The organism is Pseudomonas sp. 30_B (assembly GCF_017491605.1).
In the GTDB taxonomy this organism is placed as follows: domain Bacteria; phylum Pseudomonadota; class Gammaproteobacteria; order Pseudomonadales; family Pseudomonadaceae; genus Pseudomonas.
Window position 1 is genome coordinate 337,941 of record NZ_JAFGYY010000001.1, and the last position, 25,599, is coordinate 363,539.

Below are 25,599 nucleotides of genomic sequence, written 5' to 3' on the forward strand. Positions count from 1 at the left end.
CGTAGCACTTTTCCGGTTGTGGCGCGCGAGACAGGCAGCGCAGAGCGCCGCGTGCGGGAGCTGATGAGTGGTCGTCAGATTGGGCAACAGCGCGACAAGTTGCCTGCTTGACTTTGCCTGGAGGGATGCAGATGGGTTAAAGTTGACGAAAGGGTCAGGTTTTACAGCAAGAACACCCTTCGGCGTCACCTTCGAAACGCCCCCCGATTGCGCACCCTTCCAGTTTTATTCAGCACCAGAAATCGACATGGGCGGGCCTTCACCGTCCAGAGGATGAACCATGTCCAACCGTGATATTTCCCGGCGTGCCTTCCTGCAAGGCGGGCTGATCGCTGGCGTCAGCGTGACGCTGGCGCCGCTCGGCAGCCGGGCTTTCGCTGCCCTGATGGAAAACTCCGTCACCGTCTCGCCCCAGCAGTGGATGGGCCACGACGGCAAGGCGCGTTTCCGTAACGATGCGCTGTCCAAGGTCTGCGGCAACAAGGTGTTCGCCCGCGACATCCGTTCCAAGGACATGCCCGGCTGGCCGCAGCAACAGGGCCACGCCATGCTGCTCAAGACCATCAAGGCCGACCGTATCTTCGACGGCATCGACCTCGCATGGCTGGGCGCCGAGCTGCAGCCCGACCGCATCGTCACCGCCGAGGACCTGGACAAGGACGGTATCGTCTTCCCCGAAGCCCACGCTCCGGACCCGCTGCTGCCGCGCGGCAAGGTGCCGATGTTCATCGGCCATCCGGTGGCCATCCTGATCTGGAACGACTTCGAACGCTTCCGCAAGGCCAAGCTGAAGATGAAGTTCAACGACAAGGCGATCCGCTACGGCGCGCAGGCCCCGCTGTACCAGGGCGATCCCTACGGCAGCTTCCGCTACGTGCGCGTCGGCGGCGCGACCTCGGCCGATCCGGACGAGTTCTCCAGCCTCAAGGACTCGATCCTCTTCCCGATGATCCGCGAGCGCAAACCGGTGTGGAACCAGCAGCCCAACCAGCACGGCGACCTCACCGAGCAGGGCCTGTTCTACGCGCAGAAGATCAAGGAGCAGATCGACAACCCGCCGGAAAACTGGCTGGTCTTCGACGAACGCTACAAGACCCCGTCCATCGAGCCGGCCGCCATGGAGCCGGACAACGGCAACGGCTGGTACGACCCGGCCAGCAAGACCCTGCACTTCGTGGTCGCCACCCAGTGCCCGTTCGAGGCTGCCTACGAGACGGCGCACATGATCGCCCCGTCGCGCTTCGGCCTGGCCAAGCTGAACATGCACCCCGGCTACACCGTGGGTTACGGCTCCAAGGATCACAACATCTTCGTCTACTACGCGGCCCTGGCTGCGCTGTACGGCAACGGCGTGCCGGTACGCCTGGCCAATGACCGCTACGAGCAGTTCCAGAGCGGCATCAAGCGCCACCCGTTCGACATTCGCTACCAGCTGGCGGTGGACAAGAAGGACATGACCTTCAAGATCTTCCGCACCGAGATGAGCGTGGACGGCGGTGGCCGCATCAACTACAGCCCGTCCGTGGCCGCCGTGGGCGCCACCGCCGCGCAGTCGATCTACTACATGCCGCAGAATGACCTGCAGGTGACCGCCTACCATTCCCGCGCCGTCGAGGCCGGTTCCATGCGTGGCTACGGCACCCTGCAGAGCATGGCCGCCACCGAGATGATGGTGGACGAGATCGCCGGTCGGCTGGGCGTCGACGCCATCGAACTGCGCCGTGTCAACGCGCTGAAGTCGGGCATGAAGAACACCCAGGGCGCGATCCCCGCTGGCGCCCTGCGCCTGCACGAGATTCTCGACAAGGCCGCCGCCCACGAGTGGTGGAAGACCCGCGACGCACGCAAGAAGGAAATGGACGCCAAGGACCCGGACCACTGGTACGGCGTCGGCTTTGCCATCTGCCAGAAGGACTTCGGCACCGGCTCCGAAGCGCCCATGGCGAGCATCGAGTTCGATGCCCAGGGCAAGGTGCACATGCGCCACATCGGCATCGAGATCGGCACCGGCATGTCCACCTCCCAGGCGCTGGTAGTGGCCGACTTCCTCGGCAAACCGGCGGACGAGATGAAGACCGCCGAGACCGAGTGGCCGGAGCTGCAGCTGCTCAGCGGCGAAGACCCCTACACCATGAGCCAGCCCACCCAGGACGAGAAGCTGCGCAACCCGCGCTGGGTCGGCAAGTACGCCTCGGCGTCGTCGGCGACCAATTCGGCCTACTACTTCAGCCACGCCACCCGTGAAGCGGCGCGCGTGCTGTTCAACCACGGCCTGTGGCCGGCGGCCCTGGAAATCTGGCGTCGCGGCCCGTTCAACGGCGCGGCCAACCCGCTGGTAGTGCGCCGGGAAGACGCCCACTGGGTCGACGGCAAGCTCACCGCCAACGGCCTGGAGCCGCTGTCGTTCGCCGAGCTGGCCAAGGTCGCCCACGAGAAGGGCCTGGTCACCGGCGCCACCGTCCACGGCTTCAACCGCTGGAGCTGGGCGGAGTGCGACTTCGTCATCGACGGCGTGCGCGACCGCCTGCCGCTGGACGCCCTGGCCGTGAAATACGGCGACGGCGCCCCGGGCGTGAAGAAGGCACAGATGAACAGCGCCGGCTTCCACCTGCTGGATCGCCAGAACGTGGCCTATCCGCCGGTGCAGCTGAACAACGCCGCGGTGACCTACTACAGCCCGGTGGCGACCATCGTCGAGCTGAAGGTGAACAAGGGCAACGGCGAAGTCACCGTGCTCAATCACCACAGCTGGATCGAGTGTGGCCGCGTGCTGGTGCCTGAACTGGTGAAAGGCCAGATCGAAGGCGGCACCGCCATGGGCATCGGCCATGCGCTGCTGGAAGACATGCCGCTGTACGAGGGTGGCCCGGGCGAGGGCGACTGGAACTTCAACCGCTACCGTCTCCCGAAGGCGAAAGACGTGGCCGTCTGGCAGCAGAGCTCGGAAATCCTTCCGCCGCTCTCGCCCAGCGACCCGTCCAAGGGCATCGCCGAAGTGGTGATGATCCCGGTGGTCGGCGCCATCGGCAACGCCGTGGCCCACGCCATTGGCAAGCGCGTCCGCGACCTGCCCATCACCCCCGCTCGCATCAAGGAGGCCCTCAATGGCTAACCGTCCGCTCAACCTGACCCTGAATGGTCAAACCGTCGGTCCGGTCGAGGTTCCCGAGGACCTGCCGATGATCGACTACCTGCACGAATACCAGAACCTTACCGGCTCGCGCCTGGGCTGCGGCCAGGGCATCTGCCATGCCTGCGTGGTGATCGTCGACAACCCCGACGGCACCAGCGAGGAAGTGCGCACCTGCATCACCGGCGCGCACTACTTCGAAGGCAAGAAGGTGCGCACCATCGAGGGCCACGCCAAACGCGAGGCAGACGGTTCGGTGAAGGAACTGAATCCGATCCAGCAGAAGTTCGTCGACCGTTTCGCCTTCCAGTGCAGCTACTGCGCACCGGGCTTCGTCAACGCCGCCACCGTGCTGGTGGAGAAGGCCCAGCGCCAGCCGCTGAAGAAGAGCGAACTGGAATCGACCATCGAGGCCAGCCTTGGCCACCACATCTGTCGCTGCACAGGGTACGTGCGTTACTACGACGCCACCCGCGAAGTGCTGACCGATCTCGGCCTGGTCAAGGAGGGCTAAGCATGCAGCGCATTCTTTCCGGCCTCGCGCTGGCTGTCGGCCTCGGTCTGGCGGTGAGCGCCCAGGCGGCCGACCAGGAGCTGATCAAGCGCGGCGAGTACGTCTCCCGCGCCGCCGACTGCATGGCCTGCCACACCGCCGAGGGCGGTGCGCCGTTCGCCGGCGGCCTGCCGATCCACTCGCCGTTTGGCACCATCTACGGCAGCAACATCACCCCGGACAAGGACTTCGGCATCGGCAACTACAGCGCCGACGACTTCTTCGCCGCCCTCACCGAGGGCAAGCGCAAGGACGGCGCCAATCTATATCCGGCCATGCCCTACACCTCGTACCACCTCATCAAGCGCGAGGACAGCGATGCCCTCTATGCCTACCTGATGAGCCAGACACCGGTGCACCGCGCTGCGCCCCAGACCAGCCTGAGCTTCCCGTTCAATGTGCGCATGGGCCTGTCGGGCTGGAATATGCTCTACGGCAAGAGCGTCCAGCTGGATAACGCCGAGGGCAAGAGCGACGCCTACAAGCGCGGCCAGTACCTGGTGGAAGTGCTCGGCCACTGCGGCGAGTGCCACACCCCGCGTAACAGCATCGGCGCGTTGCAGCAGGACAAGCGCCTGACCGGCGGCCTGCTTAACGGCTACAGCGCCCCGAGCCTGCTGGCCCAGGACCTGGCCGAGCGTGGCTGGACCAGCGCCGATCTCACCGGCTTCCTCAAGCACGGCATGAGCCCCCAGGGCAGCATGTTCAACGAGATGTTCCCGGTCATGCACCTGAGCACCCAGCACCTGGGTGACGAGGACCTGGCCGCCATGTCCACCTACCTGCTCGGCGATCAGCCGCCGCAGGCCAAGGTGGTGCAGGCGGTGGCCGAGGACCAGCTCAGCGACAGCGCCAAGCGTGGCCGTCAGCAGTACCTCAATGTCTGCGCCGGCTGTCACGGCAACGAAGGCGAGGGCAAGCCGCACATCGCCGTGGCGATGCAGGGCAACACCACCCTGCGCCTGGCCGATTCGCGCAACCTGGCCAAGGTCATTGTCGAGGGCATCCGCGAGCAGCAGTTCACCGGTTTCGAGCGCATGCAGCCGATGCCGGGCTTCGCCGACAAGCTCAGTGACGAGCAGCTCGCCGACCTGATCAACTACCTGCGTCAGGCCTGGGGTGGCTTGCCGGGCGACATGGGCGTACAACAGGTCGCTCAACTCAAGGCGGAGTGAGTCGTGCAGCATCTCGATCTGCAAGTCGTTCGCCAGGCGCTCCAGTGGTCCACTGCCGGGCAACGCGTCTGGCTGTGCAGCGTGCTCTTCACCTACGGCTCGGCGCCTCGCGCGCCGGGCTCGCTGCTGGCGGTCAACGCCAGCGGCCAGTGGGTGGGTTCGCTGTCCGGCGGCTGTGTCGAGGACGACTTCCTCGAGCGCGTCGCCGAGGGTGAGTTCAATGAGCCGGTGGTCGTCGTCCGTTATGGCGACGGCACCGATACCCGCAGCAACATCCGCCTGCCCTGTGGCGGCATCCTCGACGTGCTGGTGGAGAACCTCGCGCCCGATTGCGACGTGCAGGCCCACCTGCGCGAGCTGGAATCGGCGCTGCTCGGCCAGCGCCGCCTGCTGCGCGAAGTGAACCTGCAGGATGGCAGCCGCCGCCTGAGCGACGACCACGAGCACGGCCCGCGCGTCGAGCGTGACGAAGCCCGCGTGCTGTTGCGCGTCGGGGCTGCCCAGCGCTTGCTGCTGGCCGGCTACTCCAGCGTCGCGCATTTCTGCGCGGAGTTCGGCAAGGGCCTGGGCTTCGAGGTGATCCTCTGTGATCCGCGCGAAGAAGCGCTGGAAGGCGTGGTGCTGGACGGCATCGAAATCCGCCGCGAACTGCCGTCGATCTTCATCGCCAACGGCGGCTGCCACGCGGACACCGCCGTGGTCGCCCTGACCCATGACCCGAAGATCGACGACCTGGCGATGCTCGAAGCGGTGCGCACCGAGGCCTTCTACATCGGCGTGATGGGCTCGCGCACCACCTCCGAGAAGCGCCGCGAACGCCTGCACCGTATCGGTGGCCTGAGTGAAGCCGAGCTGGCGCGCATCCATGCGCCGATCGGCCTGAACCTCGGCAGCAAGACCCCGGCGGAAATTGCCCTGGCCGTACTGGCCGACATCCTGCGCACCCGCAGCGGCATCGCCCGCGAGGCGCTGTGACGGTTGTGGCGCTGGTCCTGGCCGCCGGCCAGGGCTCGCGCTTCGGCGCGGACAAGCGCCGCGCGAGCTTGCCCGATGGGCGCAGTCTGCTGGCCCATAGCGTCGAGCGTGCGCTGGCGGTGTTCGATGAAGTGCGCGTGGTGTTGCGTGATGGCGAGCAGGCTGAGGATTTCGGTCTGCCTGCCGGCTGCCGGGTTATCCACAGCCCGGATGCGGCGCTCGGCATGGGCCATAGCCTCGCGGCCGGCGCGGCTTCCCTGGGCGACAGCGATGCCCGGGCCGTCGCCATCCTGCTCGGCGACATGCCGTGGATCGCCCCGGAAACGCTGCGCACGTTAGTCGATGCGGCCAGCGCTTCGACCATTCTCTTTCCGCTTCACGACGGCCAGCGCGGGCATCCCGTGATGTTCGGCCGAGAGTTCTGGCCGGTATTGACGCAGCTCACCGGCGATGAAGGTGCCCGGACGGTGGTGCAGGCGAACCGTGATCGTTGCGTGACCCTGACTGTCACCGATTCCGGCGTACTGCGCGACGTCGATACCCCGGCCGCCCTGAGTATCTGACGTAGGAGCGGACTCCGTCCGCGATAGGTCCGCATCGCGCCGGAAGCCAATCGCGGACAGAGTCCGCTCCTACGCGACGGGAAACGACGCAGTCAGCTTGCACGAACCTCGTAGGGCGGATAACGCGCCAGCGTTATCCGCCGCAAAGGCCAACGGCGGATAACCTGTTCCAGGTTATGCGCCCTACGCTGATCAATGCTGCGCCAGCCACTGAGTAATGCGCGGCCAGATTTCCAGGCTGGCATTGCGCGACAGCAGCAGCCGGTTATGGCTGTAATCCTCCCGCGCCCCCGTCGCCCGCCCGAACAGCTCCAGCTTCGCCTGCGTCCCGCCAAAGGCTTTCACCAGCGCTTCGCACCCCGCGAGCGGCGCGATGAACGTGTCGCCGCTGCCCGCGACGCCCAGTACCGGCAACTCGACGCTGCCCAGCCCGGCCAGATAGTCGAAACCGTCGAGCGAATCGAACCGCCGGCGGAAATTCCACTGGCACCACTGCCGCATCAGTCGCGCACTCTCCGCCTCGGGGCCGACGCTCTTCGCGCGGCTGGGCGCGATACGTCGCCAGCGTAGCATCCAGTCGAAGGCCTGGATCGCCAGCCAGTGCCGCAGGCTGGCACCGGCCGCCGTTGCCTGGGAGCCGATCAGGACCACCGAGCGCAGCCGCCGTCGAGCCAGTTCGGGATTGCGCGCCGCCCACATCGAAACGATCAACCCGCCGCCTGAGTGCCCGATCCAGTGCAGTGCCGTCTGCCCGGTGCGCTGGCTCACCGCGTCGAGAATCGCCGGCACGTCCTGCTCGGCGACGTCGTCGAAGCTGTGGAGGAAGTCGTTGCGTCCGCTGTCGCCATGTCCGCGCCAGTCGAACAGCCAGCAGGCGAAGCCCTGGCTGCCCAGGTAATTGGCCAGCCCGAGACAGCTGCGGTGGTTGGAGAAGGTGCCATGGGTCAGCACTACCGGCACGCCGTCCGCCGGGCCTACGCGGCGCAGGGCGAGATCGACGCCGTCGGCGGTGCGGATCAATTCAGGGAGGGCGGCTTCTTGTGCGGTCATGGCGCGCGTCCGGGGTGGGGGCGGTCCATGCTGCTACCGGAAGCGGTGCAAGGCAATCCGCTTCGATGGGTCAGTCGGCCCAGTCTTCCAGCATGAGGCCTTCGATACGCTCGAACTCGCGAGTGTTGTGCGTTACCAACGTTGCACCCAGAGCCAGGGCGTGACAGGCGATCCACAGGTCGTTGGCACCGATCGGCGTACCGGCCAGTTTCAGCCGCGTGAAGTGCGCGGCGTAGTGTTCGCAAAGGCTGGGAGTGCCGTCGTAGATCACCGGTACCTGGCGTGTCAGGCGGTCCAGCTGGCGCAGGACGTCGGCCTTGCGCGAACTGCGCTCGGCACCCTTGAGCAGCTCGGCATAGGTGAAGAACGACATATTCAGCGAAGCCTCGGCAGGAAGGGCGCTGACGCGCTGCGCGACTGACTCCGGCCGGTTCTTCAACAGATAGATCAGGATGTTGGTATCGAGCAGATACTTCACAGCTCGTCCCGGTCCTGGGCTGGCGGCTGGTCGCGCTGGTCTGCTTCCAGGGCTTCGATGAAGTCGTCATCGAAGCCCTGCAGCGCTTCCATCAGCGCGGCGCCGCGATCCTGCGCAATGGGGTGGATGACCAGGTCGCCGTTGTCCTTGCGGGTAATCTCCACGCTGCTGACATCCAGGCGGAATTCCTGGGGAATCCGCACTGCTTGGCTGTTGCCGTTCATGAACACGCGGGTGGTAAGGGTGGAAGTCGGCATGGGTACGCGCCTCCGCTGTGTGTACGTATGCGTGTGTATTCTGCCGCCTGCTCAAGATTTGAGCAAATGCCCCTGGCTATTTGGTCGCTTTCAACACCACGAATTTCGGATTCGCCGCCACCTGCTCGACACCGCGGAACAGCCGCTTGAGCTTGGCGTGGTAGCCCAGGTGGCGGTTGCCGACGATCCACAGCTCGCCGCCGGTGACCAGCGCAGCGCGGGCCTGCTGGAACATGCGCCAGGCGAGGAAGTCGCCGACCACCTGCTGCTGGTGGAAGGGCGGGTTGCACAGGATCAGGTCCAGGGAGTCGGCGGCCTGGCTGGCGAGGCCGTCGTCCGGGTGGATATCCACAGGGCGGTCGCCGAAGGCCGCTTGCCAGTTTTCCCGCGCGGACTGCACCGCCATGTACGACTCGTCCACCAGCGTCAGTTCGGCTTGCGGGTTCAGCAGGGCGAAGGCGATGCCCAGCACGCCGTTGCCGCAGCCCAGGTCCGCCGCGCGTACGGCGTGGTGCACTTGCGGCAGGTGCGGGAGGAAGGCGCGGGTACCGATGTCCAGGCCTTCGCGGCAGAACACGTTGGCGTGGTTCAGCAGCGTCAGCGCCGGTTTGTCCAGTCGGTAGCGGGTGGGGTAGGGCGACTTCGGCGCTGGGCGCTGCTCGGCGGTGGCCACGAGCAGGCGGGCCTTTTTCACCGCCAGCGAGGCCTGCATCGGGCCAATGTACTTTTCCAGCAGGTCGCCGGCGGCGCGCGGCAGGTGCTTGATCATGCCGGCGGCGACCACCTTCGCCCCCGGCGCGAGCTGGTCGTGCAGGCGGATCAACTGTTCCTCCAGCAGTGCCAGGGTCTTGGGCACGCGCACCAGTACGTGGTCGAACGGGCCTTGCGGGAGGTCGCTGGCGGGCACGAAGGTCAGCGGCGCTTCGGTGAGGCCGTTGCGTTCGAGGTTGCGCTGCAGGGCGATGAAGCCCAGGTGCGAGTCGCCGCTGCTGGTCAGGCGCACATGGGGCGCGAGACTGGCGGCGAGGGCGCCGAAGCTGTCGTTGAGCACCAGCACCCGGCTCTCCGCGCTGACATCCTGCTCGTGGAGATGGCTGAGCAGGTACTCATCGGCCGCATCGAAGGCCTGCAGCGGGTCTTCGCGCTGTTCGGGGTGACGGACCAGATCGAGCTGGGCGAAGGGGCTGGCGAGGACAGGCATGGGACTCTCGAACGGGCGTTTCGGGTGAATGGCTCCGACGACCGCCGTCGGTCGGCCGGAAAGCGCAAATTATCGCCTATCCACGTGGCTTTCGTCTGCGTTGTGCCCCGGCGAGCGATGACCACAAGCCTTGCGGGTGTTTCTTGCGCCGCCAATACGGGAAAATGGGCGGGTTCTTGAGAAAGGAGCGGACGATGACCGCCAGCGAAGAGAAGTTCACCCGCCAGACCCTGCTGGACGTGCAGACGCTCACCCCGAGCCTGTTCACCCTGCGCACCACCCGCGACAGTGGCTACCGCTTCCGCGCCGGGCAGTTCGCCCGCCTGGGCGTGTACAAGCCCAGCGGCAGCATCGTCTGGCGCGCCTACTCGATGGTTTCGGCGCCCCACGATGAATTCCTCGAATTCTTCTCCATTGTGGTGCCGGACGGGGAGTTCACCAGCGAACTCAGCCGCCTGAGTGTCGGCGAGCAGTTGCTGGTGGACCGCCAGGCCTTCGGCTTCCTCACCCTGGATCGCTTCCCCGACGGCCGCGATCTCTGGCTGCTGGCTACCGGCACCGGGCTGGCGCCGTTCCTGTCGATCCTGCAAGACTTCGAGGCGTGGGAGCGCTTCGAGACCATCAAGCTGGTCTACAGCGCCCGCGAGGAAAAGGAGCTGGCCTACCGCGAACTGATCGCCAGTTTCGCCGGGATGGAGCATCTGGCGGAGCACATCCACAAGCTGCAGTTCATCCCCGTGGTCACCCGCGAGAGCGTCCCCGGCTGCCTGAATGCGCGGATCACCACGCTGATCGAGAACGGCGAGCTGGAGCGTGCCGCCGGTCTGGAGCTCAGCCCGGAGCATTCGCGCGTGATGCTCTGCGGCAACCCGCAGATGATCGAGGACACCCGCGCCGTGCTGAAGGCGCGCGGCATGAGCCTGGCGCTGACGCGCAAGCCCGGGCAGATCGCCGTGGAGAATTACTGGTAGGAAGGATCGGGTTGCTCACCCCGCCGTCGCGACGGGGTGAGCCGGGCATATCAGGGGGCGCGGTTGCGCTGTTCCTTGAGCAGGTCGCGGATTTCGCTGAGCAGTTCCTGGTCCTTGGTCGGGGCTGCCGGTGCGGCTTCTTCCTCACGCTTGAAGCGGTTGATGGCCTTCACGCCCATGAAGATGGCGAAGGCGACGATCACGAAGTCCAGGCAGGTCTGGATGAACTTGCCGTAGGCCATCACGACCGCAGGCGTATTGCCTTCGGCGGCCTTGAGCGTGATCGCCAGGTCGGAGAAGTCCACGCCCCCGATCAGCAGGCCGATGGGCGGCATGATCACGTCGCCGACGAACGATGTGACGATCTTGCCGAAGGCGGCGCCGATGATGATACCGACGGCCATGTCGACCACGTTGCCCTTGACGGCGAAAGCCTTGAACTCGCTAAGCAGACTCATGCAGGAACTCCTTGTAACAGAGGGGGACAGGTGGGCAGTTTAGCGGCCCGCCGCGACCTGATCATCCCGAATCGTTGCATGACCGGCGGTGCTGGGCGCTTTTGCCGGGTGGTCTAGGCTTATCGGGCAACCCATCCATTTAAGGAGGTCCGCCATGCCGCTCGAGCATCATCCGTTGTCCCGCGAATTTCCCGACCAGAAGGCACTGATGACCCGGTTGCACGGGAAGGACGCCACCTTCACCCGCTTGGCTGCCAGCTACGAGGAGCTGGACAGGAAGATCTACGACATCGAGGACGGCCGCCAGGCGATGGACGACCTCGCTCTCAACTCCCTCAAACTGCAACGCGTGACACTGAAGGACGAAATCGCCGATCTGCTCAAGCGATCCAGTTGAGCTTGATCGGTATCAAGGGTGTGGGGCGGAGCGAGGCGTAGGCTCCTGTCATCCATTTCCAACCGGTGCCACCGCCATGCGCAAAGCCATTTCGTCCTCTGGCAAGTCCGTCACCAAATCCAATCAACGTAACGTCGAAGCCCTCCGCGCCCAGGAGCGCCTGGTTCGCCTGAAGCTGCAATATGAGCTGCTGGACCAGCGCATCGGTCGGGTGGAGGAGGGCGTCGAGCGCCCCGACGGTACCCTGGCCTCGCTGCTCATGCGCCGCGAAAGCCTCAAGTACGATATGGAGTGCCAGTATCGCCGCCTGGCGAGCTGAACCGCTCCGCCCGATTGGCTATGATGCGGGCTTTGTCTTCGACGGAGTCCGCTCATGGCCAAGGCCAAGCGCATGTACGGCTGCACCGAGTGCGGCGCCACCTACCCCAAATGGGCCGGGCAGTGTCCTGATTGCGGCGCCTGGAACACTCTGGTCGAGACCGTCGTCGACACCACGCCCACCGGCGGCTCCGGCGGCACTTCCGGTCGCGGCGGCTGGGCCGGCCAACAGGCCAACATCAAGACCCTCGCCGAAGTCAGCGTCGAAGAAATGCCGCGCTTCACCACCGCCTCGGCGGAACTGGATCGCGTGCTCGGCGGCGGCCTGGTCGACGGCTCGGTGGTGCTGATCGGCGGCGACCCCGGCATCGGCAAGTCCACCATCCTCCTGCAGACCCTCTGCAACATCGCCGCGCGCCTGCCGGCGCTCTATGTCACCGGTGAGGAATCCCAGCAGCAGGTTGCCATGCGCGCCCGGCGCCTGGGCCTTCCGGAGGACAAGCTCAAGGTCATGACCGAGACCTGCATCGAGAGCATCATTGCTACCGCGCGCCACGAGCAGCCCAAGGTGATGGTGATCGACTCGATCCAGACCATCTTCACGGAGCAACTGCAATCGGCCCCCGGTGGCGTCGCCCAGGTGCGCGAGAGCGCGGCGCTGCTGGTGCGCTTCGCCAAGCAGAGTGGCACGGCGATCTTCCTGGTTGGCCACGTCACCAAGGAAGGCGCACTGGCCGGTCCGCGCGTGCTGGAGCACATGGTCGATACCGTGCTGTATTTCGAGGGCGAGTCCGATGGCCGCCTGCGTCTGTTGCGGGCGGTGAAGAACCGCTTCGGTGCGATCAACGAACTGGGCGTGTTCGCCATGACCGATCGTGGTCTGAAGGAAGTTTCCAACCCCTCGGCGATCTTCCTGACCCGCGCCCAGGAGTCGGTGCCGGGCAGCGTGGTCATGGCCACCTGGGAAGGCTCGCGGCCGATGCTGGTGGAGGTTCAGGCGCTGGTGGACACCAGCCATCTGGCCAACCCGCGCCGCGTCACCCTGGGCCTCGACCAGAACCGCCTGGCCATGCTGCTGGCGGTGCTGCACCGCCACGGCGGTATCCCGACTTACGACCAGGACGTGTTCCTCAACGTGGTGGGCGGGGTGAAGGTGCTGGAAACCGCATCGGACCTGGCGCTGATGGCGGCGGTGATGTCCAGCCTGCGCAACCGGCCGCTGGATCACCAGTTGCTGGTGTTCGGCGAGGTCGGCCTGTCCGGCGAGGTACGTCCGGTGCCCAGCGGCCAGGAGCGTCTGAAGGAAGCGGCCAAGCACGGCTTCAAGCGCGCCATCGTGCCGAAGGGCAACGCGCCGAAAGAGGCGCCGGCAGGCTTGCAAGTGATCGCAGTAACGCGCCTGGAGCAGGCGCTGGATGCGTTGTTCGAGTAGGTCCGCTTCAGCGTTGGTGATGAGCAATCGCGGATGGAGTCCGCTCCTACGCCCAGGTTGGCATTTTCGTAGGAGCGGACTCCGTCCGCGATCGGGTGATGGCGGCTCGCGATCTCAATGCTCGCTGAGCAGCGTCAGTTCCCGCTCCAGCAGTGATTCGTCGCCCAGGTTGAGCTCCACCAGCCGCCGCAGGTGGCTGATGGATTCCAGGTCGATGTGCTTGCAGTTGAAGCCCAGCAGGCCCTCGCGCTCCCAGGCCAGGTCGGCTTCCATGTAGACGTTGACGTCGAAGCCCAGGTAGATGCGCACCTGCACCGGCTCGCCGGCTACCACTTCCCAGTGCTCGGGGCGTTCCACCAGCACACCCTGCAGCGACAGGTCGAGCAGGGTGACCTTCCAACGGTGGTCGCCCTGGCTGATTTCCGTGCCGGCATCGAAGGCGATGCGCTGGAAGCGCCGGCGCTCGGCGTGATCGTCAGTCATTGTCGTGGCTCTCCGGCCGTTTCTGCTTTGCCTCACTATAGACCTCCCCATAGAGAAAGCCTCGGTAATGCGTCGTACGCCATTTTCCGAGCTTTCGTCCGTCAGCCACGTCCGCTGCGGGTTTGACAGTCCGCGGTCACTCGCCAAAGCTCTTGGGGCGTCAATCCAATACCTATTGTGGAGTGCAGAACATGGATAAGAAGTTCGTATGCAAGGGGCTGATTCTCGGGGTGCTGAGCGCTGCCAGTCTGCTGGCGCATGCCGATGAGGCAGGGCAGAGCGGCCACGGCTGCGGCTGGGGCAACATGGTCTTCGAAGGTCAGCGCGGCCTGTTCCCGCACCTGCTGGCCACCACCACCAACGGCACCTCGGGCAATGCCACCTTCGGCCTGACCTCGGGCACCAACGGCTGCGATGCCAACCAGCGCATCGGCTACGGCGGTCGCTCGATCTTTGCCATGAACGGCATGCTCGACAACATCGCCGAGAACATGGCCCAGGGCCATGGTGATGCACTGGATGCCTATGCCGTACTGCTCGGCATCCCCACCCAGGACCGCGCGCACTTCGCCCAGGTCACCCAGCAGCACTTCGGTGAGATCTTCACTTCGCAGAACGCCACCGGCGAAGAGGTGTTGAACAACACCCTGGCGGTGATGAGTCGCGACCAGGTGCTGGCGCAGTACGCCAAGCAACCGGCCTGATCCTTTGGCTCGACCCGGAAGCCCGCCGCCTGGCGGGCTTTTCATTGGTGCGACGCGCCGCCGGACGGTATTTGACTTCGGGCAATAAGCGCGTAACCGCTCTAGACTAAGGTCGTATGAATAGGTCGCGGGAAAGGACTAGAATTTTTCTGCGAATTCTCGCCTTCAAACTGTCGGAAGCCTCGCTATGAACAATAACAACAGCCTGCTACGTCACCTCGCCTGGCTGGCGGTGGCGATAGTCGGTGCCTTTGCCTTGGGAGTCGTGGCACTGCGTCGCGGCGAAGCCATCAACGCACTGTGGATCGTCGTCGCGGCGGTCGCCATCTATCTGGTCGCCTACCGCTACTACAGCCTGTTCATCGCCACCAAGGTGATGCAGCTGGATCCCAATCGAGCGACCCCCGCGGTCCTCAACAACGACGGCCTGGACTACGTCCCGACCAACAAGCACATCCTCTTCGGTCACCACTTCGCCGCCATCGCCGGCGCCGGCCCGCTGGTCGGACCCGTGCTCGCCGCGCAGATGGGCTACCTGCCCGGTACGCTCTGGCTGATCGCCGGCGTGGTACTGGCCGGGGCCGTGCAGGACTTCATGATTCTGTTCATCTCCAGCCGCCGCAACGGCCGCTCGCTGGGTGAACTGGTGCGCGAGGAAATGGGGCAGGTGGCGGGGACCATCGCTCTGTTCGGCGCGTTCCTGATCATGATCATCATCCTCGCGGTGCTCGCGCTCATCGTGGTGAAGGCCCTGGCCGACAGCCCGTGGGGCATGTTCACCGTGCTGGCGACCATCCCGATCGCGATCTTCATGGGCGTGTACATGCGCTACATCCGCCCGGGCCGCATCGGCGAGATTTCCGTGGTCGGCGTGGCCCTGCTGCTGGGCTCCATCTGGATGGGCGGGCAGGTTGCCGCCAGCCCCGAATGGGCACCGGTCTTCACCTTCCACGGCGTGCAGATCGTCTGGATGCTGATCGCCTACGGCGCCATCGCCTCGGTGCTGCCGGTATGGCTGCTGCTGGCCCCGCGTGACTACCTGTCGACCTTCCTCAAGATCGGCACCATCGTCGCCCTGGCCATCGGCATCCTGATCGTCTCGCCGGATCTGAAAATGCCGGCCCTGACCCAGTTCACCGACGGCACCGGCCCGGTGTGGAAGGGCGGCCTGTTCCCGTTCCTGTTCATCACCATCGCCTGTGGCGCGGTGTCCGGCTTCCACGCGCTGATCTCCTCGGGCACCACGCCCAAGCTGCTCAACCGCGAGCCCGACGCCCGCTACATCGGCTACGGCGGCATGCTGATGGAGTCCTTCGTGGCCATCATGGCGATGGTCGCCGCCTCGGTGATCGAACCGGGCATCTACTTCGCCATGAACAGCCCGCCGGCCGTGGTCGGTGCCGACGTCAACGCGGTGGCCGCGACCGTCAGCAGCTGGGGCTTCGCCATCACGCCGGACGTGCTGGCGCAGACCGCCAAGGACATCGGCGAAACCACCATCCTGGCCCGTGCCGGTGGTGCGCCGACTCTCGCCGTGGGCATCGCGCACATCCTTCACCAGGTACTGCCGGGTGAGAACACCATGGCCTTCTGGTACCACTTCGCGATCCTCTTCGAGGCGCTGTTCATCCTCACCGCGGTGGACGCCGGTACCCGTGCCGGTCGCTTCATGCTGCAGGACCTGCTGGGCAACTTCGTCCCGGCCATGAAGAAGACCGACTCCTGGGGCGCCAACATCGTCGGTACCGGCGGTTGCGTCGCGCTGTGGGGCTGGCTGCTGTACCAGGGCGTGGTCGACCCGCTGGGCGGCATCAACACCCTGTGGCCGCTGTTCGGCATCTCCAACCAGATGCTTGCCGGTATCGCGCTGATGCTCGCCACCGTCGTGCTGATCAAGATGAAGCGCCAGCAGTACGTCTGGGTGACTGCCTTCCCGGCTGCCTGGCTGCTGATCTGCACCAGCACCGCCGGCCTGATCAAGCTGTTCGACAGCAATCCGGCCGTCGGCTTCATCGCCCTGGGCAAGAAGTACGCCGCGGGTCTGGACGCCGGGCAGATCATCGCCCCGGCCAAGGATATCGGCCAGATGCAGGCCGTGATGATGAACGCCTACATCAACGCCGGCCTCACCGTGCTGTTCCTGCTGGTGGTGCTCAGCGTGCTGGTGTACTCCATCAAGGTCGGCGCCAGCGCCTGGACCAAGAAGGAGCGCACCGACAAGGAAGCCCCCTTCCAGCCGATTCCGGACGCTTGATGGAGGTTCAGTATGTTCAATGACCTCAGCCGCATGGGTAAGTATCTCGGGCAGGCCGCGCGCATGCTGGTCGGCATGCCCGATTACGACACCTACGTTCAGCACATGCAGAACAAACACCCGGACAAGACTCCGATGACCTACGAGGAGTTCTTCCGCGAGCGCCAGGAAGCGCGCTACGGTGGCGGCAAGGGACGACCGATCCGCTGCTGTTGACGCAATGAAACTGGCTGCGTGGCCGATGCTGTGTTGCCAGCGGCCGGAAAAATGCTCATCTACTGCAGTAGACTCCGCTTTTTCCGACCGCTGGCGCCTTGCCTCGGCTGCCTCGCCGACGTTTCATTAATCGTTGGACGGGCCGCGAGCGATCGCGGCCCGTTTTCATTTCTGCCTGTTTTCAATTCTGATTGCCTGGATGTTCCCATGACCGATTCCGCAAGCACACCGCAGATTCCGGTGACCGTCCTCACCGGCTTCCTCGGGGCGGGCAAGACCACCCTGCTCAAGCACATTCTCAAGGCCGAGCATGGCCTGAAGATCGCCGTGATCGAGAACGAATTCAGCGACACGCCCATCGACGGCCAATTGCTGGGCGATGACGCGGTGCAGGTGATGACGCTGTCCAACGGCTGCGTCTGCTGCACCATCAATACGGACCTCGAGCGTGCGCTGTACGTGCTGCTGGAGCGCCGCGACAACGGCGAGCTGGACTTCGACCGCGTGGTGATCGAGTGCACCGGCCTGGCCGACCCTGCGCCGGTGGCGCAGACCTTCTTCGTTGACGAGACGCTACGCGAGCGCTACCTGCTCGACGGCATCATTACGCTGGTGGACGCGGCCAACGCCGATCGTCACCTGCAGGAGGCCATCGCCCAGGCCCAGGTCGGCTTCGGCGACCGCGTCCTGGTGAGCAAGGGCGACCTGGTGTCGCCGGAGCAGTACGACGCGCTGGTGGAGCGCCTGCAGCGCATCAACCGCCGCGCCGAGATCCATCCGGTGAAGCACGGCGCCATCCAGCTTGCGCGCCTGTTCGACGTTCGCGGTTTCAATCTCAATGCCGACGTCGGCCTGCGCCCGCTGCTGCGTCCGCTACGTCCGGCGGCGGACACCACCGACCGCATCACCACGCTGGTGCTGCGCAGCGAGCGTGCGCTGGACATCGAGCGCCTGAGCGCCTTCATGGACGATCTGCTGCAATGGCACGGCAACTCGCTGCTGCGCTACAAGGGCGTGCTGAACATCGCCGGCGAGGCGCGGCGCCTGGTGTTCCAGGGCGTGTTGCGGCTCTATGGCTTCGACTGGGATACCGAGTGGAAGAGCGACGAGACGCGCGAGAGCGTGATCGTCTTCATCGGTGACAACCTGCCGGAAGAGCAGATCCGCCAGGGCTTCGAAGCCATCACCGGCGGACCTGCCGCCTGAACGAAAACGCCCGGCCAGTGCCGGGCGTTTTTAAGCTCTTCGTAGGAGCGAGGGGGACGCCCAGTTCTTGCTCGCGAACAAGGGCTGTCCAACTGACGCTGAAGGTCAGAGTCGCCCCGGATAGCTCCCTCTCCCTTCAGGGGCAGGGGACTGTACGGAGCGGGCGCCCACGATGGCGTTAGCCGGGAGCTGCGGTTCGCGAGCAAGCTCGCTCCTACAGAAAATCTTCAGCCGCCGATCAGATGCTTGAGCGGGTGGTAATCCGCCTTCAGGTTCCCCGCCGCCTTGATGATCGCCTGCTCGATGGCATTCAGGTGCATGCAGGTCAATTCAATGGCCGCTGCCTGGTTGCCCGCCTCGATGAACTCGATCAGCCGAAGGTGCTCGTTGCCCCGGCAGGTCTCGTGGTGCCCATCGTCCAGGGTCGTGGCGTAGAGGGAGGCACGCTCGATCAGCTTGCGGAAGAAGTCGAGCAGCACCGGATTGCCCAGCGCCGCCGCCAGCTTCAAGTGGAACTCGCCGAGCAGGTGGACGAACTGCGCGTGGTCATGGTCGTGGGCCGCGTCTTCGAGCGCCACATGGTCGCGTAGGTCCTGGAAGATCGCGCTGTCGGCGCGCCGGCAGAGTTCGCTGACGATGCCGATCTCGATCAACCGCCGCGTTTCGAACAGCGAGCGGATCTCCTCGTCGCTGGGTAGCGATACCCATGCCCCCTTGTTGAGCGCGGTAGACACCAGTCCGTCCGCCTCCAGTTGCTTGAGCGCCGCGCGCACCGAAGTGCGGCTGACCTTGAACAATTCCGCCAGCGCCGCCTCGCCCAGCTTCATGCCGGGGCGCAGGCTGCGCTTGCTGATTGCCTCGTAAACCCCTTGGTAGACGCGTTCCACCGTGGACTCGGGGTGTTTCTCCGTCATGAGCGACTCCGCCTCTTGCTTGACCCTGGAAAGGATGCCGCAAAACCGTCCGTGCAAAACCAGTTGCAGAAGAAAAATACATCAGTTATTTCTAGGTTGCATTCAAATATTGCATACAAAAACAAGAGGAATGCACCAAAATGAATCACTCGTCTTCCGTTGAGGTGCGTCGGGTCAGCAAGCGCTATACCGACGATCCGAACGTCGCTCCCGCCCTCAACGAGGTCTCGGTCGACATCGCCCATAACGAGTTCTTCACCTTGCTGGGGCCGTCCGGCTGCGGCAAGACCACGCTGCTGCGCAGCATCGCCGGCTTCGAGAACGTCACCTCCGGCGACATCCTCGTCGGCGGCGAGCGGGTCAACGACCTGCCTCCGTACCGCCGCCGCATCAACACCGTCTTCCAGAGCTACGCGCTGTTCCCGCACATGTCGGTCAGCGAGAACATCGCCTTCGGCCTGGAAATGCAGGGCCTGTCCCGCGCTGAAATCCCGACGCGCGTGAAGGAAATGCTGGCCCTGGTGCAGATGGAGCACCTGGCGCGGCGCAAGCCGGCGGAGCTTTCCGGCGGCCAGCAGCAGCGTGTGGCCCTGGCCCGTGCGCTGGCGCCCAAGCCCTCGGTGCTGCTGCTGGACGAACCGCTTTCCGCGCTGGACCTCAAGCTGCGCAAGGAGATGCAGGTCGAGCTCAAGCGCGTGCAGGAAGAGGCGGGCATCACCTTCATCTTCGTCACTCACGACCAGGAAGAAGCGCTGACCCTGTCCGACCGCATCGCCGTGATGTCCCATGGCAACATCATGCAGATCGGTACGCCCAACGAGATCTACGAGCGTCCGCGCCATCGCTTCGTCGCGCAGTTCATCGGCGACATCAACTTCCTCCCCGGCCAGATGCGCCAGGGCGCCTTCCACCCCAACGCGATGCCGGCGGAAATCCCCTGCCAGGTGCCCGACGGGCTGGACCAGAACAGCGTGCAGCTGGCTTTCCGCCCGGAGCGCTCGAAGCTGGTCGATCCGTCGCAGCCGCACCACCTGCGCGCGGTGATCGAGACGGTGATGTATGTCGGCACCGCCACGCTGTACCGCTGCCGCCTGCCCGATGCCTCGCAGATCACCCTGCGCGAGAGCAACGAAGGCGGGCGTGCCCGTGATGTCGGCGAGGCCGTGGCGGTGCACCTGCCGCCCCAGGCCTGCCTGCTGATGGAGGCCTGAGCATGACGGAGTCGCCCACCACCCGCCGCCTGTTGCTGCTCAGCCCGGTGGCGCTGACCTTGCTCGGGCTGATCGCCATCCCGCTGGCGATCATGGGTTACATCAGCCTGCTGCCGCGCAACCTCTACGGCGGCGTCGACTGGCACGCGGACTGGCAGATCCAGAGCTACGTGCAACTGTTCTTCCAGGAGGACTTCGACGGCAACCTGGAGCTCAACTGGGTCTACGCCCAGGCGCTGCTGCGCTCGCTGTTCCAGGCAGGCGGCACCACGGTGCTGTGCTTCCTGTTCGGCTTCCCGGTGGCGCTGTGGATGACCAGCCTCAGCGAGCGTTCGCGCAACCTGATGGTGCTGCTGATCACCATTCCGTTCTGGACCAACCTGCTGATCCGCAACTACGCCTGGCTGATCATCCTGCGCGAGCACGGCTGGATCGCCCAGACACTCAACGCGCTGTTCCCCCAGGCCGGCGGCATCACCCTGCTGTACAACGACTTCGCTGTCTGTGTGGGCCTGGTGTACAGCTTCCTGCCGTTCATGATCCTGCCGATCTACTCGACCCTGGAGAAGCTCGACTGGCGCCTGGTCGAGGCCGCCTATGACCTCGGTGCGAATCGCTGGAAGGCCCTGCGCCGGGTGATCCTGCCGCTGTCCATGCCCGGTGTGATCGCCGGTGCCCTGCTGGTGTTCGTGCCGAGCCTGGGCGCCTTCATCACGCCCGCCATCCTCGGCGGCGGCAAGACGCTGATGATCGGCAACCTGATCCAGCAACAGTTCGGCACCGCGCGCAACTGGCCCCTGGGCGGCTCGCTGTCGTTCCTGCTGCTGGCGATCATGCTGCTCGCGCTGATTGCGTTCGCCCTGTATAGCCGCCGCGCCGCCAAGGCCGTCCACCTGGGAGGAGCCAACGCATGATCGCCCAGCACCTGAAGAAACTCCCCGGCACCCGCGAGACCAGCCTGTTGGTGCTGGCCTACCTGTACCTGCCGATCTTGGTGTTGATCGCCTACAGCTTCAACGCCAACCGCTCGGCCACGGTGTGGACCGAATTCTCCTTCGCCTGGTACGGCAGGATCGTCGCCAACCCGTCGATCCAGGCGGCCGCGTTCAACTCGCTGGTGGTGGCGGGCTTCGCTACCGTGCTGTCCACGGCGATCGCGCTGGCAGCGGCACTCGCCACCTCGCGGCCGTTCTACGGCCGGCGGCTGGTGGAAGGCGGCATCAACCTGCCGTTGATCCTGCCGGAGATCGTCATAGCCGTCGCCACGTTGCTGCTGTTCATGTCACTGGGGATCAAGCTGGGTCTGATGACGGTGATCGTCGCTCACGTCGGATTCTGCATTCCGTTCGCCTACCTGCCGATCCGCGCGCGCCTGAACGACCTGGACAAGAGCCTGCTGGAAGCCGCCGGCGACCTGTACGCCAGCCCTTATCAGGTATTCCGCCGGGTGACCCTGCCGCTGCTGTGGCCGGCGGTGCTGTCCGGTGCGGTGCTGGCGTTCGTGGTCAGCCTCGACGATTTCATCATGACCTTCTTCGTCGCCGGCCCCGGCTCGACGACGCTGCCGGTCTACATCTTCTCGGCCATCAAGGCCGGGGTAACGCCCGAGATCAATGCGATCTCGACCCTCATGCTGGTGATTTCCATCGTCCTCGTGGTGCTGTCGTACTGGCTCGGCCAGCGCGGCAAACCGGACGCCTGATCAAGACTGCCGACCTTTCGCTCTTTCTGGAGAAAACGATGAAGTTGAATGCCCTGCGTCACGGCCTTGCCGGTTTGTCCCTCGCTCTGCTGGCCACTGGCGTCGCCCAGGCCGAGGAGCCCAAGCAGCTGTTCTTCTACAACTGGACCGACTACTACCCGGTGGAGCTGCTGGCCAAGTTCGAGAAGGAGACCGGCATCAAGGTCACCATGGACGGCTACGACAGCAACGAAACGCTGCTGGCCAAGCTGCAGGCCGGCGGTGCGGCGTACGACGTGATCGTGCCGTCGCACTCGATCATGCAGACGCTGATCAAGCAGGACCTGCTGCTGGAAATCGACACGCCCAAGCTTCCCAACTTCCAGTACGTGAAGCCGGCCTTCCGCGACCCGGCCTTCGACCCGGGCCGCAAGTATTCGGCGCCCTACCTGTGGGGCAGCACCGGTTTCTCCTACGACAGCGCGCGGGTGCCGGGCGGCAAGCTGGATGATTCCTGGAAGGAATTCTTCGAGCCGCGTCCGGAGCTGCAAGGCCAGGTCGCCGCGCTGGATACCCCGAGCAGCCTGATCAACGCCGCCGCGCACTACCTGAACGTCGACGAGTGCACCGAGAGCCCGCAGGACGCCAAGAAGATTCTCGAACTGCTGCAGAAGCAGAAGCCCTTCCTGAAGATGTACAGCTCGGACAACACCGTGGACCGCATGGCCTCCGGCGAAGTGGTGCTGATGCAGAACTGGAACGGCTCCACCGCCCGCGCAACCTTGCAGAAGAGCACCATCAAGTACGTCTATCCGAAAGAGGGCGTGGCGTCCTTCCAGGACAACTTCGCCGTGCCCAAGAGCGCGCCGCACCCGGAGAACGCCAAGGTCTTCATCAACTGGATGATGAAGCCGGAGAACGCCGCCGCGGTGACCAACGCCATCGCCTACTCCAACGGCATCGAGACCGACAAGCTGCTCGACGCCAAGTGGAAGGTGATGGACGCCATCAACATGCCGCCGGAGTACGCCGAGCGCCTGCGCCTGGAAAAGGAATGCAGCAACAAGTCCCGCGAGCTGCAGGATCGCATCTGGTCCAAGCTCAAGGGCTGATACAGCGCTCTTTGTAGGATGGGTGGAGCGGAGCGATACCCATGCCGCTCGCGGATCGATGGGTATCGCAAGCTCCACCCATCCTACGGTTCGATCAGTGCCCCCGTCCGGGGCACCGCTTTTAATCCGCTTTCGAGGTCCCCATGACCGACAGCTACTGGCTGCGCAACATCCGTCCGCTGGGTAATGCAGCGGAAGACTTTCTCATTCGTGACGGCCACATCGCCGAGCGCCGCCCGGCCAGCAACACCGCGCCGCAGGCCGGCGATATCGACGGCGCCGGTCAACTGCTGCTGCCGCCGCTGGTGGAAAGCCACTGCCACCTGGACAAGACCCTCTGGGGCCAGCCCTGGCGTCCCAACAGCGCCGGCCCCACGCTCAAGGACTACATCGCCAACGAGCGTCGCGTGCTGCGCGAGATCGACGCGCCCATCGCCGCCCGCGCCGGTGCGCTGCTGGAGCAATGCATCGCCTGTGGTTCGCTGACCTTCCGCTGCCACGTCGACATCGACCCCGAGCTGGGCCTGCGCCATGTTGAAGCCATGGTGGCGCTGCGCGAACGCTATGCCGACCTGATCGACATGGAGTTCGTGGTCTTCCCGCAGACCGGCCTGGTCAGCCGCCCCGGCACCGCCGAGCTGATGCGCGACGCGTTGGAACTGGGCGTGGAGAACGTCGGCGGCCTCGATCCCTGCGGCATCGACGACGACCCCATCGCCCAGCTGGATATCGTCTTCGGCCTGGCCGTGGAGTTCGGCCGTGGCGTCGATATCCACCTGCACGACAAGGGCGAGCTAGGCCTCTGGCAGATCGCCCGCATCGCCGACTACACCGAGCGCCACGGCCTGCAGGGCAAGGTGATGATCAGCCACGCCTACTGCCTGGGCATGGCGCCCTGGGGGCAGGTCAAACCGCTGGCCGAGCGTCTGGCCAAACTGAAGATTTCGCTGATGAGCTCGGCACCGGCCGATACCCCGGTGCCGCCGTTCCTCGCCCTGCGCGATGCGGGCGTGAACCTGTGCCTGGGCAGCGACGGCATCCGCGATGCCTGGTCGCCCATGGGCAACGGCGACATGCTCGAACGCGCCATGTTCCTCGCCTTCCGCTTCGACCTGTGCAAGGACGATGACCTCGTTGCAGCCTTCGACGCCGCCAGCGCCAGTGGCGCCCGGGCACTGGGCCGCGAGCAGGCTCGCATCGACGTCGGCGCGGCGGCGGACTTCCTCCTGCTGCCGGCGCAGACCGTCGGCGAGGCCGTGGTCGCACGTCCGGCGCAGCGCCAGGTATTCAAGGCCGGCAAGCTGATCGCTGAAAATGGTCGCCTCGTGGAGTCGCGCCTGTGAGTACTCCGCGCATTGGCCTCAAAGCCAGCTTCGTCGTCGGCTTCGATGGCCGCCAGCACGTGCTCTGGCGCCACGGCGAAGTGGTGTTCGAGGGCGGGAAGATCCTCTTCGTCGGGCGCGGTTTCCCCGGCGAAGTCAGCCAGTGGATCGACTACGGCCATGCGCTGATCGGCCCCGGCTTCATTGACCTGGACGCCCTGGGCGATCTCGACTCCACCGTCCTCACCCTGGACAACAGCGCCGAGTGGAACATGGGCCGCGTCTGGTCCGAGGACTACCTGCGCGCCGGGCCCACCGAGTGCTACAGCCCGGACGAGGAACTGTTCAAGTACCGCTACGCCTTCACCCAGCTGATCCGCAACGGCATCACCACCGCCATGCCCATCACTTCCATGTACTACCGGCGCTGGGCCGAGCACTACGACGAATTCGCCGGGGTCGCCGCGCTGTCCGGCGAACTCGGCCTGCGCACCTATCTCGGCCCCTGCTACATGAGTGGCATGACCTACGCCCGCGCCGACGGCAGCCCCGCACAGTACTGGGACGAAGCCGCCGGCCTTGCCGGACTGAAGGAAGCCGAGCGCTTCTTCCATGACTTCGACGGCGCCCGCGACGGACTCGTACGTGGCGCATTGCTGCCGGACCGCATCGAAACCTGCACCCCGGCGCTGCTGGAGCGTACCGCCGCCGTTCAGCGCGAACTGAACGCACCGCTGCGTCTGCACTGCTGCCAGTCGCGCTACGAAGTGGAACTGGTGCGCCGCCTGCGCGACACCTCGTCGCTGCAGTGGCTCGACAGCTACGGCCTGCTCAACCCGCGCAGCGTGCTGCCCCACGGCATCCTGCACAGCGGCGAGCACGAGTTGCAGCGCCTTGCGGATACCGGCGCGAGCCTGGTGCATTGCCCGGTGGTGTTCGCCCGCGAAGGCGACGCGCTGGATTCCTTCGGCAGCTACCGCGCGCGCGGCATCAACCTGGCCATGGGCACCGACACCTTCCCGGCGGACATGCTCGACAACCTGCGCCAGGGCCTGAACATTGCGCGGGTGAAGGAGGGGGATCCGGAGCACACACGCATGCTCGACCTGTACAACGCCGCGACCCTCGGGGGCGCCCAGGCGCTGGGCCGCGATGACCTCGGCCGTCTCGCCCCCGGCGCCCGCGCGGACATCACCGTGTTCCGCCTCGGCGCCTTCCACCAGGGCCCGTTCTTCGACCCGCTGAAGAACCTGTTCACCGCCGGGCGTGGCGACGACTGCATCGCCAGCTTCATCGACGGCCGCAGCGTGATGCAGGACGGCCAGGTGATCGGAGTCGACCATGCCGACCTGCAGAGCCGCGCCGATGCGCTGTTCCAGAAGCAGATGCAGCACCATGCCGAGCGTGCCTTCGGTAATCCGCCGTGGCGCACGCTGTTCCAGTCCGCGATTCCCTTTGCCGATGCCTACAGCGCCGAGGCGCCGATGCTGGACGTTCGCTGAAGCAATGGACGCGGGAGAGCGCCACCGGGCTCAGCG

The 25,599-nt window shown here is 65.5% G+C and carries 26 protein-coding genes; 19 read left to right on the forward strand and 7 right to left on the reverse strand.

Annotated features, from left to right (window positions below; translation table 11 throughout):
- Positions 1 to 280 precede the first annotated feature (280 nt).
- The 5 genes from J5M67_RS01495 to J5M67_RS01515 are packed head-to-tail and all read left to right on the forward strand — an operon-like array spanning position 281 to position 6,396.
- Positions 281 to 3,112: a xanthine dehydrogenase family protein molybdopterin-binding subunit gene (locus tag J5M67_RS01495; RefSeq protein ID WP_207882573.1), complete on the forward strand. Its 2,832-nt coding sequence runs from the start codon at positions 281 to 283 to the stop codon at positions 3,110 to 3,112.
- Positions 3,105 to 3,644 carry a (2Fe-2S)-binding protein gene (locus J5M67_RS01500; protein WP_017520662.1) on the forward strand — a complete coding sequence of 180 codons (540 nt, stop codon included), beginning with the start codon at positions 3,105 to 3,107 and terminating at the stop codon, positions 3,642 to 3,644. The genes J5M67_RS01495 and J5M67_RS01500 overlap by 8 nt, the downstream gene beginning before the upstream one ends.
- A 2-nt stretch (positions 3,645 to 3,646) precedes the next feature.
- Complete coding sequence (locus tag J5M67_RS01505) at positions 3,647 to 4,858, forward strand: cytochrome c (RefSeq protein ID WP_207882575.1); 1,212 nt, start codon at positions 3,647 to 3,649, stop codon at positions 4,856 to 4,858.
- A gap of 3 nt (positions 4,859 to 4,861) precedes the next feature.
- Positions 4,862 to 5,833: an XdhC family protein gene (locus J5M67_RS01510; RefSeq protein WP_207882577.1), complete on the forward strand. Its 972-nt coding sequence runs from the start codon at positions 4,862 to 4,864 to the stop codon at positions 5,831 to 5,833.
- Complete coding sequence (locus tag J5M67_RS01515) at positions 5,830 to 6,396, forward strand: nucleotidyltransferase family protein (protein WP_207882579.1); 567 nt, start codon at positions 5,830 to 5,832, stop codon at positions 6,394 to 6,396. Before J5M67_RS01510 ends, J5M67_RS01515 begins: the two co-directional genes overlap by 4 nt.
- Positions 6,397 to 6,588: 192 nt before the next feature.
- On the opposite strand, the gene J5M67_RS01520 is transcribed toward J5M67_RS01515, so the two are convergent.
- From J5M67_RS01520 to J5M67_RS01535, 4 genes are all read right to left on the reverse strand, one after another.
- Positions 6,589 to 7,446 (reverse strand): alpha/beta fold hydrolase, encoded by an 858-nt coding sequence (locus J5M67_RS01520; protein WP_207882580.1) that lies wholly within the window; start codon positions 7,444 to 7,446, stop codon positions 6,589 to 6,591.
- A gap of 70 nt (positions 7,447 to 7,516) precedes the next feature.
- Complete coding sequence (locus tag J5M67_RS01525) at positions 7,517 to 7,924, reverse strand: type II toxin-antitoxin system VapC family toxin (RefSeq protein ID WP_207882583.1); 408 nt, start codon at positions 7,922 to 7,924, stop codon at positions 7,517 to 7,519.
- Positions 7,921 to 8,181: an antitoxin gene (locus J5M67_RS01530; protein WP_207882585.1), complete on the reverse strand. Its 261-nt coding sequence runs from the start codon at positions 8,179 to 8,181 to the stop codon at positions 7,921 to 7,923. The genes J5M67_RS01525 and J5M67_RS01530 overlap by 4 nt, the downstream gene beginning before the upstream one ends.
- A 76-nt stretch (positions 8,182 to 8,257) precedes the next feature.
- Positions 8,258 to 9,382 carry a class I SAM-dependent methyltransferase gene (locus J5M67_RS01535; protein ID WP_207882587.1) on the reverse strand — a complete coding sequence of 375 codons (1,125 nt, stop codon included), beginning with the start codon at positions 9,380 to 9,382 and terminating at the stop codon, positions 8,258 to 8,260.
- A gap of 194 nt (positions 9,383 to 9,576) precedes the next feature.
- On the opposite strand from J5M67_RS01535, the gene J5M67_RS01540 reads away from it, so the two are divergent.
- The gene (locus tag J5M67_RS01540; protein ID WP_207882589.1) at positions 9,577 to 10,353 is read left to right on the forward strand and encodes a ferredoxin--NADP reductase; all 777 of its coding nucleotides are present in this window, start codon (positions 9,577 to 9,579) and stop codon (positions 10,351 to 10,353) included.
- A gap of 50 nt (positions 10,354 to 10,403) precedes the next feature.
- Here the strand turns inward: J5M67_RS01540 and mscL are convergent, their stop codons facing one another.
- A complete protein-coding gene (mscL, locus tag J5M67_RS01545) occupies positions 10,404 to 10,811 on the reverse strand; it encodes a large-conductance mechanosensitive channel protein MscL (RefSeq protein WP_207882591.1) in 408 nt (135 codons plus the stop codon).
- 154 nt (positions 10,812 to 10,965) lie between these two features.
- Here mscL and J5M67_RS01550 point away from each other — a divergent pair, with 154 nt between their 5' ends.
- The 3 genes from J5M67_RS01550 (at position 10,966) to radA (ending at position 12,958) form a co-directional block, all read left to right on the forward strand.
- Positions 10,966 to 11,208, forward strand: coding sequence for a YdcH family protein (locus J5M67_RS01550; protein ID WP_207882593.1), 243 nt, complete (start codon positions 10,966 to 10,968; stop codon positions 11,206 to 11,208).
- A gap of 76 nt (positions 11,209 to 11,284) precedes the next feature.
- Positions 11,285 to 11,527 (forward strand): hypothetical protein, encoded by a 243-nt coding sequence (locus J5M67_RS01555; RefSeq protein WP_207882595.1) that lies wholly within the window; start codon positions 11,285 to 11,287, stop codon positions 11,525 to 11,527.
- Positions 11,528 to 11,581: 54 nt separating this feature from the next.
- A complete protein-coding gene (gene radA, locus J5M67_RS01560) occupies positions 11,582 to 12,958 on the forward strand; it encodes a DNA repair protein RadA (protein WP_207882598.1) in 1,377 nt (458 codons plus the stop codon).
- A 114-nt stretch (positions 12,959 to 13,072) separates the two neighbouring features.
- On the opposite strand, the gene J5M67_RS01565 is transcribed toward radA, so the two are convergent.
- Positions 13,073 to 13,441, reverse strand: coding sequence for a PilZ domain-containing protein (locus tag J5M67_RS01565; RefSeq protein WP_207882600.1), 369 nt, complete (start codon positions 13,439 to 13,441; stop codon positions 13,073 to 13,075).
- A gap of 191 nt (positions 13,442 to 13,632) precedes the next feature.
- Here J5M67_RS01565 and J5M67_RS01570 point away from each other — a divergent pair, with 191 nt between their 5' ends.
- The 4 genes from J5M67_RS01570 to yjiA all read left to right on the forward strand — a co-directional run bounded on the left by J5M67_RS01570 (position 13,633) and on the right by yjiA (position 17,821).
- Entirely contained in the window at positions 13,633 to 14,145 is a 513-nt protein-coding gene (locus J5M67_RS01570; RefSeq protein WP_207882602.1) for a DUF3015 domain-containing protein, read from the forward strand.
- Positions 14,146 to 14,332: 187 nt separating this feature from the next.
- The gene (locus tag J5M67_RS01575) at positions 14,333 to 16,399 is read left to right on the forward strand and encodes a carbon starvation CstA family protein (protein ID WP_207882604.1); all 2,067 of its coding nucleotides are present in this window, start codon (positions 14,333 to 14,335) and stop codon (positions 16,397 to 16,399) included.
- A 12-nt stretch (positions 16,400 to 16,411) separates the two neighbouring features.
- Positions 16,412 to 16,615: a YbdD/YjiX family protein gene (locus J5M67_RS01580; protein ID WP_015478970.1), complete on the forward strand. Its 204-nt coding sequence runs from the start codon at positions 16,412 to 16,414 to the stop codon at positions 16,613 to 16,615.
- A 207-nt stretch (positions 16,616 to 16,822) separates the two neighbouring features.
- Complete coding sequence (yjiA, locus tag J5M67_RS01585) at positions 16,823 to 17,821, forward strand: GTPase (protein ID WP_207882608.1); 999 nt, start codon at positions 16,823 to 16,825, stop codon at positions 17,819 to 17,821.
- A 227-nt stretch (positions 17,822 to 18,048) separates the two neighbouring features.
- On the opposite strand, the gene J5M67_RS01590 is transcribed toward yjiA, so the two are convergent.
- A complete protein-coding gene (locus J5M67_RS01590) occupies positions 18,049 to 18,735 on the reverse strand; it encodes a GntR family transcriptional regulator (protein WP_207882610.1) in 687 nt (228 codons plus the stop codon).
- Positions 18,736 to 18,875: 140 nt separating this feature from the next.
- Here J5M67_RS01590 and J5M67_RS01595 point away from each other — a divergent pair, with 140 nt between their 5' ends.
- The 6 genes from J5M67_RS01595 to J5M67_RS01620 all read left to right on the forward strand — a co-directional run bounded on the left by J5M67_RS01595 (position 18,876) and on the right by J5M67_RS01620 (position 25,563).
- Positions 18,876 to 19,946, forward strand: coding sequence for an ABC transporter ATP-binding protein (locus J5M67_RS01595; RefSeq protein WP_207882612.1), 1,071 nt, complete (start codon positions 18,876 to 18,878; stop codon positions 19,944 to 19,946).
- Positions 19,943 to 20,860 carry an ABC transporter permease gene (locus tag J5M67_RS01600; protein WP_207882844.1) on the forward strand — a complete coding sequence of 306 codons (918 nt, stop codon included), beginning with the start codon at positions 19,943 to 19,945 and terminating at the stop codon, positions 20,858 to 20,860. Before J5M67_RS01595 ends, J5M67_RS01600 begins: the two co-directional genes overlap by 4 nt.
- Positions 20,857 to 21,648, forward strand: coding sequence for an ABC transporter permease (locus tag J5M67_RS01605; RefSeq protein WP_207882614.1), 792 nt, complete (start codon positions 20,857 to 20,859; stop codon positions 21,646 to 21,648). The genes J5M67_RS01600 and J5M67_RS01605 overlap by 4 nt, the downstream gene beginning before the upstream one ends.
- 38 nt (positions 21,649 to 21,686) lie before the next feature.
- A complete protein-coding gene (locus J5M67_RS01610) occupies positions 21,687 to 22,739 on the forward strand; it encodes an extracellular solute-binding protein (RefSeq protein ID WP_207882616.1) in 1,053 nt (350 codons plus the stop codon).
- 143 nt (positions 22,740 to 22,882) lie between these two features.
- Entirely contained in the window at positions 22,883 to 24,082 is a 1,200-nt protein-coding gene (locus tag J5M67_RS01615; protein WP_207882618.1) for an amidohydrolase family protein, read from the forward strand.
- Positions 24,079 to 25,563, forward strand: coding sequence for an amidohydrolase family protein (locus J5M67_RS01620; RefSeq protein ID WP_207882620.1), 1,485 nt, complete (start codon positions 24,079 to 24,081; stop codon positions 25,561 to 25,563). The genes J5M67_RS01615 and J5M67_RS01620 overlap by 4 nt, the downstream gene beginning before the upstream one ends.
- Positions 25,564 to 25,599: the final 36 nt, after the last annotated feature.

Excerpts from the sequence above, each read along its gene's own strand:
- J5M67_RS01495 (WP_207882573.1), top strand. The coding sequence starts at position 281 with ATGTCCAACCGTGATATTTCCCGGCGTGCCTTCCTGCAAGGCGGGCTG.
- J5M67_RS01500 (WP_017520662.1), top strand. The coding sequence starts at position 3,105 with ATGGCTAACCGTCCGCTCAACCTGACCCTGAATGGTCAAACCGTCGGT.
- J5M67_RS01505 (WP_207882575.1), top strand. The coding sequence starts at position 3,647 with ATGCAGCGCATTCTTTCCGGCCTCGCGCTGGCTGTCGGCCTCGGTCTG.
- J5M67_RS01520 (WP_207882580.1), bottom strand. The coding sequence starts at position 7,446 with ATGACCGCACAAGAAGCCGCCCTCCCTGAATTGATCCGCACCGCCGAC.
- J5M67_RS01530 (WP_207882585.1), bottom strand. The coding sequence starts at position 8,181 with ATGCCGACTTCCACCCTTACCACCCGCGTGTTCATGAACGGCAACAGC.
- J5M67_RS01535 (WP_207882587.1), bottom strand. The coding sequence starts at position 9,382 with ATGCCTGTCCTCGCCAGCCCCTTCGCCCAGCTCGATCTGGTCCGTCAC.
- J5M67_RS01540 (WP_207882589.1), top strand. The coding sequence starts at position 9,577 with ATGACCGCCAGCGAAGAGAAGTTCACCCGCCAGACCCTGCTGGACGTG.
- mscL (WP_207882591.1), bottom strand. The coding sequence starts at position 10,811 with ATGAGTCTGCTTAGCGAGTTCAAGGCTTTCGCCGTCAAGGGCAACGTG.
- J5M67_RS01550 (WP_207882593.1), top strand. The coding sequence starts at position 10,966 with ATGCCGCTCGAGCATCATCCGTTGTCCCGCGAATTTCCCGACCAGAAG.
- J5M67_RS01555 (WP_207882595.1), top strand. The coding sequence starts at position 11,285 with ATGCGCAAAGCCATTTCGTCCTCTGGCAAGTCCGTCACCAAATCCAAT.
- radA (WP_207882598.1), top strand. The coding sequence starts at position 11,582 with ATGGCCAAGGCCAAGCGCATGTACGGCTGCACCGAGTGCGGCGCCACC.
- J5M67_RS01565 (WP_207882600.1), bottom strand. The coding sequence starts at position 13,441 with ATGACTGACGATCACGCCGAGCGCCGGCGCTTCCAGCGCATCGCCTTC.
- J5M67_RS01570 (WP_207882602.1), top strand. The coding sequence starts at position 13,633 with ATGGATAAGAAGTTCGTATGCAAGGGGCTGATTCTCGGGGTGCTGAGC.
- J5M67_RS01575 (WP_207882604.1), top strand. The coding sequence starts at position 14,333 with ATGAACAATAACAACAGCCTGCTACGTCACCTCGCCTGGCTGGCGGTG.
- J5M67_RS01580 (WP_015478970.1), top strand. The coding sequence starts at position 16,412 with ATGTTCAATGACCTCAGCCGCATGGGTAAGTATCTCGGGCAGGCCGCG.
- yjiA (WP_207882608.1), top strand. The coding sequence starts at position 16,823 with ATGACCGATTCCGCAAGCACACCGCAGATTCCGGTGACCGTCCTCACC.
- J5M67_RS01590 (WP_207882610.1), bottom strand. The coding sequence starts at position 18,735 with ATGACGGAGAAACACCCCGAGTCCACGGTGGAACGCGTCTACCAAGGG.
- J5M67_RS01595 (WP_207882612.1), top strand. The coding sequence starts at position 18,876 with ATGAATCACTCGTCTTCCGTTGAGGTGCGTCGGGTCAGCAAGCGCTAT.
- J5M67_RS01605 (WP_207882614.1), top strand. The coding sequence starts at position 20,857 with ATGATCGCCCAGCACCTGAAGAAACTCCCCGGCACCCGCGAGACCAGC.
- J5M67_RS01610 (WP_207882616.1), top strand. The coding sequence starts at position 21,687 with ATGAAGTTGAATGCCCTGCGTCACGGCCTTGCCGGTTTGTCCCTCGCT.
- J5M67_RS01615 (WP_207882618.1), top strand. The coding sequence starts at position 22,883 with ATGACCGACAGCTACTGGCTGCGCAACATCCGTCCGCTGGGTAATGCA.